Annotated in this window: 7 protein-coding genes; 2 read left to right on the top strand and 5 right to left on the bottom strand. The window is 29.7% G+C overall.

The window, feature by feature from the left end; all coding sequences use genetic code 11:
• Positions 1–588: 588 nt before the first annotated feature.
• From cas2 to HGB55_RS02410, 3 genes are all read right to left on the bottom strand, one after another.
• On the bottom strand, positions 589–918 hold the full coding sequence (gene cas2, locus HGB55_RS02420) for a CRISPR-associated endonuclease Cas2 (RefSeq protein WP_168814299.1): 330 nt from the start codon (positions 916–918) through the stop codon (positions 589–591).
• Entirely contained in the window at positions 909–1,793 is an 885-nt protein-coding gene (gene cas1, locus HGB55_RS02415) for a type II CRISPR-associated endonuclease Cas1 (protein ID WP_168814298.1), read from the bottom strand. The genes cas2 and cas1 overlap by 10 nt, the downstream gene beginning before the upstream one ends.
• Before the next feature lie 78 nt (positions 1,794–1,871).
• Entirely contained in the window at positions 1,872–3,113 is a 1,242-nt protein-coding gene (locus HGB55_RS02410; protein ID WP_168814297.1) for an exo-beta-N-acetylmuramidase NamZ domain-containing protein, read from the bottom strand.
• An 8-nt stretch (positions 3,114–3,121) separates the two neighbouring features.
• Between HGB55_RS02410 and HGB55_RS02405 the strand changes: the two genes are divergently transcribed.
• On the top strand, positions 3,122–4,357 hold the full coding sequence (locus tag HGB55_RS02405; protein WP_168814296.1) for an ABC transporter permease: 1,236 nt from the start codon (positions 3,122–3,124) through the stop codon (positions 4,355–4,357).
• 73 nt (positions 4,358–4,430) lie between these two features.
• Positions 4,431–5,792 (top strand): pyridoxal-phosphate dependent enzyme, encoded by a 1,362-nt coding sequence (locus HGB55_RS02400; RefSeq protein WP_168814295.1) that lies wholly within the window; start codon positions 4,431–4,433, stop codon positions 5,790–5,792.
• Positions 5,793–5,892: 100 nt separating this feature from the next.
• On the opposite strand, the gene HGB55_RS02395 is transcribed toward HGB55_RS02400, so the two are convergent.
• Together HGB55_RS02395 and HGB55_RS02390 are read right to left on the bottom strand one after the other, a co-directional pair.
• Positions 5,893–7,479 (bottom strand): peptide chain release factor 3, encoded by a 1,587-nt coding sequence (locus tag HGB55_RS02395; RefSeq protein WP_168814294.1) that lies wholly within the window; start codon positions 7,477–7,479, stop codon positions 5,893–5,895.
• 74 nt (positions 7,480–7,553) lie between these two features.
• A complete protein-coding gene (locus HGB55_RS02390) occupies positions 7,554–8,000 on the bottom strand; it encodes a MarR family winged helix-turn-helix transcriptional regulator (RefSeq protein WP_168814293.1) in 447 nt (148 codons plus the stop codon).
• Between the last annotated feature and the right edge of the window lie 5 nt (positions 8,001–8,005).

The raw sequence follows: 8,005 nt of genomic DNA, 5'->3' as shown, positions 1-8,005 counted from the left end.
AGTAGCGTTTTTAGCTTCTAATAACCAAGTAATTAAGGTGAAATATCGTAAATAAAAATGCTTCTTTTTTGTATTTAATTGACAAGATTGAGGCATTTTTTACATTCTAATGTGGTTTACAAACACCTCATTTTATTTTTTTAAGGAGTGTTTGTGAATCGAAAAAAGGAAAAGTAGTTTTAATAAATTAATCAGATATTTTTTCGATTTGAATTAAAGATTAGAAAACACGATATTTTATCCTGAGCGGAGTCGAAGGGTGCTTGTATTTTTAGCTTCTAATAATCAAGTGTTTAAAGTGAAATATCGTAAATAAAAATGCTTCTTTTTTGTATTTAATTGGCAAGATTGGGGCATTTTTTACATTCTAATGTGGTTTACAAATATTTTGTTTTAAAAAAACCTGATTGAGAAAATCAGGTTTTAAATGCGAAATTCATTATTGCAATCTCTTTATTCAAACGGTATAGTCCTCATTATTTCGCCAGAGCTCACCATACCTCACTGATTGACAATCATCTGCCACTAAATTAATTAAAAAATAAGAAATTAGGTAATTATATTGGAAGGAAATTAACATTGTTTAAGCTAAAACAATTCCAATTGCTGTGGTTGTGGTTCTTTGGGGACTTCGAACTTTCCCCAAAAATTTAAAATATTTCCAAATTGTTTGTCTGTAATTCTAAGCACACTCACTTTTCCTAATGGCGGTAATAATTTATGTATTCTCTTTTCATGTACATCAGCACTTTCACTACTGGCACAATGCCTTATATAAACTGAGTATTGCATCATAGTAAAGCCATCTTTTATAAGGTTTTTTCTAAATTGCTGTGCATTTCGTCTATCTTTTTTAGTTTCAGTAGGCAAATCAAAAAAAACAAATAACCACATAATTCTATAAGCATTTAGTTCCATAAAGAAGGATAATTTATTTTTCGTGTTGTACCACTGTAACATTGTTGCAGTGAATTAGTTGTTTTTGTTAAAGCTACCATTAAAGGACTTTTAACATCATCAAAATATACTGTTTGAGTTAATACGTTTAAAAGCTCGGCTTTAATTTCTACAGTCAATTCTTTATCTGGAAATCTATTTATAATATCAATTACTTTAGCATCAACCAAAGGTCTGAAAGGTTCCATAATGTCATCGGCTAAACAAAAGGCATTGTATTTATTGTGGTGGTGAATGCCAAGTGTGCTTAAAAGACCGCTTCCTGCAATGGCTCTGGCTACAGCTGCCCTTAAAACAATATAACCATAGTTTAAAAATAAATTAGGATAGTCTCCATATCGTTCTCTTTTAAAATTAAAATCAAAAAGATGTTTCCAATAGTGAGCGGCTGCAACGCCTTCCATATTTTCGGTATCTCCGCTTAAAACCTTAGATTCAAAATAGTACAAAACATCGTAAGGTTTATTTAATAATTGCAAATGTTTGGCTTGATGTTTTATTTTTGTTTTTACGGTTTGTTGCCAAAGTTGTTTTTTTAATGGTGCAGAAGCGTTGATTTGATTTTCAAATAAAGCTTGTTGTATGTAATGATTATTTAAATTTAATAACATACTGCAAGGCATATGTTTTGCATCACAAAAGATAACAGCAACATTAGTATCCGAAAGTTTTGTTAGCGTAGGTATTGAAATATAAATTTCAGGGTGTTCTAGCACAACAAAACCAATATCTTCAATAGGTACTGTAACTTCTCTTTGGTCTGTTTTTATTACTAATTGTTCAAGTTTTGTTGTTAATGACGTTTTGTTACCAAAAAATAGGGTCCTTTTAATCATAGCTTTTACATTTAAGAGTATAAATGATAAAACTAAATTAGTAATTATTTGATTAACAATGTATTATTTAGAATTGTTTTAATTAGAGTATAATAAATATTTAGCTCTAATTTTTTTAAATTTCTCAATTTCAGGTTGCCAAGAATCGTGTATTTGTTTGGCTGACAATCCGTTTTTTAGTTGATTTTCCAATTCAGTATTTCCTGCATGAATAGTGAAGGTTGAACCAAAAAAGCTTTCATTTTTCGGAGTTTTATTATAAGCATCAATAAGCCATTGAATGTTTACATAATTTAGTTTTGGAGTGTTTTTTAAATTTACACCATAACATAATTTACTTTCGTGTTTTGGGTGTTTTGAACCAAAATTTGGTTGTGGCGTATAACTGAATTCACTTTTCGGGAAAAAAGGTGCGCCATATTGTTGAAATTGATTTTCAGTACCGCGACCTGCATTAATGGTAGTTCCTTCAAAAAAACCTAAACTTGGATATAAATTTATTGCCATATCATTCGGAAGGTTAGGTGAGGGGCGAATAGGTAAACTGTACGAACTATTATGCGTATAATTTTTTAAAGGAATAATAGTTAAGTTACATTTGACATTATTTTTCAGCCAGTTTTCACCATTTATCATTTGTGCATATTCACCAATAGTCATTCCATAAACTAGCGGTACAGTATGCATACCAACAAAACTTGTGTGTTTAATTTGTAAAGTAGGGCCGTCAATATAATGTCCGTTTGGGTTGGGTCTGTCTAAAACAATTACGGGGATATTGCTTTCGGCACAAGCTTCCATAACATAATGTAATGTTGAAATGTAAGTGTAAAAACGAACACCAACATCTTGAATGTCAAAAACAATAACATCAATATCGTTAAGTTGTTCAGCAGTTGGTTTTTTGTTTTTTCCGTAGAGTGAAATAATTGGTAAACCCGATTTTGCATCAAAACCATCTTTAACAGTTTCACTTGCATCAGCTTTTCCTCTAAAACCATGCTCAGGAGAAAACACTTTTTTGATAGTTACATTTTGTAAAAGTAATGAATCAACCAAATGTGTATAGCCATTTTTATTAAAAATAACGCTTGTTTGGTTAGCAATAATTCCAACTTTTTTTCCTTTTAATAATGGTAAATACAGTTCTGTACTGTTAGCACCAACAATAATTTCATTTTTGAAAACAGTATTGGCAGTATTATTTTTATTTATTGACGTAGTTTTTTTGTCTTCATTTTTTGCTGAACAGGAAATCAAACAAAAAAAGCATATTAAAACCAATAAGAAATATGTATTTTTGAACAGTTTAGAAATCATTTATAAAATTGAATTACGAGTTATTTATTGCAAAACGTATTATTGCTGCAAAACAGCATAAAAGTACTATATCGTCTCCAATAATAAAAATTGCAATTATTGCTATTGCTCTAGGTATTGTTATTATGATGATTTCTATTGCTACCGGTATAGGCTTACAACAAAAAATTAGAGAAAAATTATCAGGTTTTAACGGGCATATCCAAATTACTAATTTTGATAACAATAATTCTGAAATTACATTAAATCCTATTTCTAAAAATCAAGATTTTTATCCGAAATTTAAAGGTGTTGATGATATTAAAAATATACAAATTTACGCTACAAAAGCCGGTATTATTAGAACTGAAACTGATTTTGAAGGAATTATTTTAAAAGGAGTTTCAAACGATTATGATTGGTCTTTTTTTGAAGAATATTTAACCAAAGGTGTTTTGCCCAATTATTCAGAAGGTATTTCTAATGATGTGTTGATTTCTGAAGAAATATCAAACCGACTTCATATTAATTTAGGTGATACTTTCAATGTTTTTTTTGTGAAAGAAGATCCTTCTAAAGCTCCTTGGGTTAGAGTGGTAAAAGCTGTTGGAATTTACAATTCCGGATTCCAGGAATTTGATAAGAGTTTTGTTTTAGGTGATATCAGACATATTCAAAAAATGAATAGATGGGATGAAAATGAGATTGGCGGTTTTGAAGTTTTAATCAATAATTTTGATGATATTAAGCTTAAAACTAATGAGGTTTACGAACAAACGCCTTCTATTTTAAACAGCCAGAGTATTGTTGAAAAATACCCTGCAATATTTGAATGGATTAGTTTATTTGATAAAAATGTGTATTTAATTATTGCGATAATGATTTTAGTGGCAGGAATTAATATGATTACAGCTTTACTGGTTTTAATTTTGGAAAGAACCCAAATGATAGGAATTTTAAAGGCTTTGGGAGGTAATAATAAAAGCGTAAGAAAAATATTTTTATACAATGCAGCCTATTTAATTTTAAAAGGGTTGTTTTGGGGTAATTTATTGGGACTTCTTTTATTGTTTATTCAAAAGGTTACAGGTTTTATTACATTAAATCCTGAATCATATTACGTTAATAACGTTCCTGTTTATATTGATTTTGGCTATATTCTTTTATTAAATATAGGTACTTTACTTTTATGTTTGTTAATGCTGATAATACCATCATTAATTATTTCAAAAATAAATCCTGCAAAATCGATTAAATTCGAATAAACTCTTATCAAAGTATGCTGTTTGTTATATTTTTTTACAAAACATTGTACATTTGCACAACTAAACTAAAAAGATGATTTACGCTAAAAATATATTGGAAACCATTGGTAACACGCCATTGGTAAAACTAAATAAAACTGTTAAAGAAATTGATGCGTTAGTTTTGGCTAAGGTTGAAACTTTTAATCCGGGAAATTCAGCAAAAGATCGAATGGCAGTAAAAATGATTGAAGACGCTGAAGCTAAAGGACTTCTAAAACCAGGAGGAACTATAATTGAAGGTACTTCGGGTAATACAGGTATGGGTTTGGCTTTAACAGCTATTGTTAAAGGCTATAAACTTATTTGTGTTATTAGTGATAAACAGTCTAAAGAAAAAATGGATATTTTAAGAGCTGTTGGAGCTGAAGTTATTGTATGTCCTACAAATGTTGAGCCTGAAGATCCAAAGTCGTATTACTCGGTTTCAAAACGTTTAGCTACTGAAACGCCAAATTCTTGGTATGTAAATCAATATGATAATCCTTCAAATTCTATAGCACATTATCAAAAAACAGGTCCTGAAATTTGGGAACAAACACAAGGTAAAATCACTCATTTTGTTGCTGGTGTGGGTACTGGAGGCACCATTTCAGGAATAGGAAAATATTTAAAAGAAAAAAATCCAAATATCAAGGTTTGGGGAATTGATACGTACGGATCGGTATTTAAAAAGTATCACGAAACCGGAATTTTTGATGAAAATGAAATTTATCCTTATATAACGGAAGGTATAGGTGAAGATATTTTGCCAAAAAATGTTGATTTTAGTGTAATTGACGGTTTTACGAAAGTTACCGATAAAGATGCAGCGGTTTACACACGCAAAATAGCGAAAGAAGAAGGGATTTTTGTAGGAAATTCGGCAGGTTCAGCTGTAAAAGGTTTATTGCAATTAAAAGAGTATTTTACAAAAGATGATGTAGTTGTTGTACTGTTTCACGATCATGGAAGCAGATATGTTGGTAAAATGTTTAATGATGATTGGATGCGTGAGCGTGGTTTTTTAGATGAAGAAAAGATAGTGGCAATTGATTTGATTAAAGACAGATTAAATGAACCTTTAATTTCGGTTAAAACTGAAGAATTGGTTTCTCATGCAATTGAAAGAATGCGCCAAAACAACATTTCTCAAATTCCGGTAACTGATGTAAATGGTTTTGTGGGTTCTGTAGATGAAGGAGATTTATTCAAAATGTATTTTGATGATAAAGATATTGCTAACAAACCTATAAAAGAGGTAATGAGAGCACCTTTTCCTATAGTGCCAAGCTCTTCATCAATTGATATTATTTCAAAATTAATTACGAAAGAAAATGGAGCTGTTTTGGTTGATTTAGGTAATGATAATTATAATATTATCACTAAACACGATGTAATACGCTCAATACAATAAAAAGATGTTATTTTAAACGAATAAAAAAGAGTGAAGAATCTTAAACAGTTTTAATATAAGGTTCTTCGTTTTTCTTCTCTACGAATAACAAAATAAAATATTAAAACTCACTTGTAAAATGCAATTTTACAGTAGGATATTTATCTTGAGTCATTTGTAATGAAAAAGCTGAATCTGCTAAAAAAACTAATTTACCTTGTTTATCTTTTGCTAAATAACGTTGTTTAATTCTTTTAAACTCTTTAAATTCTTCATTTTTAGGGTTTTCAGGATCAACCCAACAAGCTTTATAAACGTTTAAATTTTCGTAACTGCATTTAGCACCATATTCATGCTCTAACCTGTACTGAATTACTTCGTATTGTAAAGCACCTACAGTACCAATAACTTTTCTTCCATTTAAATCGAGTGTAAATAATTGCGCAACACCTTCATCCATTAATTGATCTAAACCTTTAAATAATTGCTTTGCTTTTAATGGGTCAGCATTATTTACATAACGGAAATGTTCAGGTGAAAAGCTGGGAATTCCTTTAAAATTAAGTATTTCACCTTCAGTAAGTGTATCTCCAATTTTAAAATTACCTGTATCAGGTATTCCTACAATATCACCGGGGAATGATTCATCAATAATTTCTTTTTTTTCAGCAAAAAATGTATTTGGACTCGAAAATTTTAATTTCTTATTTAAACGAATGTGTAAATAAGGAGCATTTCTTTTAAATGTGCCGGAAACAATTTTAATAAAAGCCAATCGGTTTCTGTGGTTAGGATCCATATTGGCATGAATTTTAAACACAAAACCTGTTAATTGATCTTCTTTAGAATCTATTAAGCGCTCTTCAGCTTTTTTAGGTTGTGGTGAAGGTGCTATTTGAATAAAACAATCCAGCAATTCTTTTACTCCAAAATTATTTAAAGCCGAGCCAAAAAATACAGGTTGTAATTCACTGTTTAAATATTCTTGTTTATTAAATTCAGGATATACTTCATTTACCAATTCCAATTCTTCTCTTAATGTTTTAGCCGATTTTTCTCCAATAATTTTATCAAGTTCCGGAGTAGAGATATCAGTAAATTCTATACCTTTTGATACAGTTTGTTTGTTTTCGTTAGAAAAAAGATTTAGTTTTTTCTCATAAATGTTATAAATCCCTTTAAAATCGTAACCCATACCAATAGGGAAACTTAAAGGAGTAACAGTTAAGCCCAATTTTTGTTCAACTTCATCTAATAAATCAAAAGCATCTTTACCTTCACGGTCTAATTTATTGATAAAAACAATCATTGGAATTTTTCGCATTCTACAAACTTCAACCAGTTTTTCGGTTTGCTCTTCAACACCTTTAGCAACGTCTATAACCACAATTACACTATCTACAGCCGTTAAAGTTCTAAAAGTGTCTTCGGCAAAGTCTTTGTGTCCTGGAGTATCTAAAATATTGATTTTCTTATCTTTATAAATAAAAGCCAGTACTGAGGTTGCAACAGAAATACCACGTTGGCGCTCAATTTCCATAAAATCGGAAGTAGCTCCTTTTTTAATTTTATTATTTTTTACAGCACCTGCTTCTTGTATTGCACCACCAAATAGTAATAATTTTTCGGTTAAAGTTGTTTTACCGGCATCAGGGTGAGAAATAATTCCAAATGTACGTCTACGCTCTATTTCTTTTAAAAAACTCATCTATCAAATTTTGAGCGGCAAATATATGGCTAAATAGGTGAATTGCCAATTAGAAATTATAGAATTAGAGATAGTTAACTTCTAATTTTATCAAGAAGATTATTAAGTTGTGTTATTTCTTCAGTAGTTAAATGACGAATTTTATTATCGAGTTCATCTTCTAATTCATCAATTTTTGCTAAAAAATCTAAACCAAGTTGTGTAATAATTATATCTTTTTGCCTTCTGTCTTGTTTGCATTCTTTTCTAATTACCAATTTTTTTGCATGCATTCTGTCTACAACTCTACTAATATCAGAGTTTTTATCAATCATACGTTCTTTTATCAAACCAATACTAGAAGTGTTTGGGTATTGACCTCTTAATATGCGTAGTACATTAAACTGAGTTGGAGAAACTTTAAAAGGTTTTAAAACATCAATTAGTTGATTGTTTAGATAATTATGTGTGAAATGAAGATTAATTCTAGCTTTTAAATATTCATTTTTGAACTTGCTTTTTATTTCATCTTGAATCTTCATAGTAT

Origin of the sequence: Lutibacter sp. B1 (assembly GCF_012524075.1) — a bacterium.
Classification (GTDB): domain Bacteria; phylum Bacteroidota; class Bacteroidia; order Flavobacteriales; family Flavobacteriaceae; genus Lutibacter.
This window is presented reverse-complemented; position numbering and strand designations above follow the sequence as displayed.

Bases quoted from the DNA above. Each gene is read 5' to 3' on its own strand.
- cas2 (WP_168814299.1), bottom strand. From the start codon at position 918: ATGGAACTAAATGCTTATAGAATTATGTGGTTATTTGTTTTTTTTGAT.
- cas1 (WP_168814298.1), bottom strand. From the start codon at position 1,793: ATGATTAAAAGGACCCTATTTTTTGGTAACAAAACGTCATTAACAACA.
- HGB55_RS02395 (WP_168814294.1), bottom strand. From the start codon at position 7,479: ATGAGTTTTTTAAAAGAAATAGAGCGTAGACGTACATTTGGAATTATT.
- HGB55_RS02390 (WP_168814293.1), bottom strand. From the start codon at position 8,000: ATGAAGATTCAAGATGAAATAAAAAGCAAGTTCAAAAATGAATATTTA.
- HGB55_RS02400 (WP_168814295.1), top strand. From the start codon at position 4,431: ATGATTTACGCTAAAAATATATTGGAAACCATTGGTAACACGCCATTG.
- HGB55_RS02410 (WP_168814297.1), bottom strand. From the start codon at position 3,113: ATGATTTCTAAACTGTTCAAAAATACATATTTCTTATTGGTTTTAATA.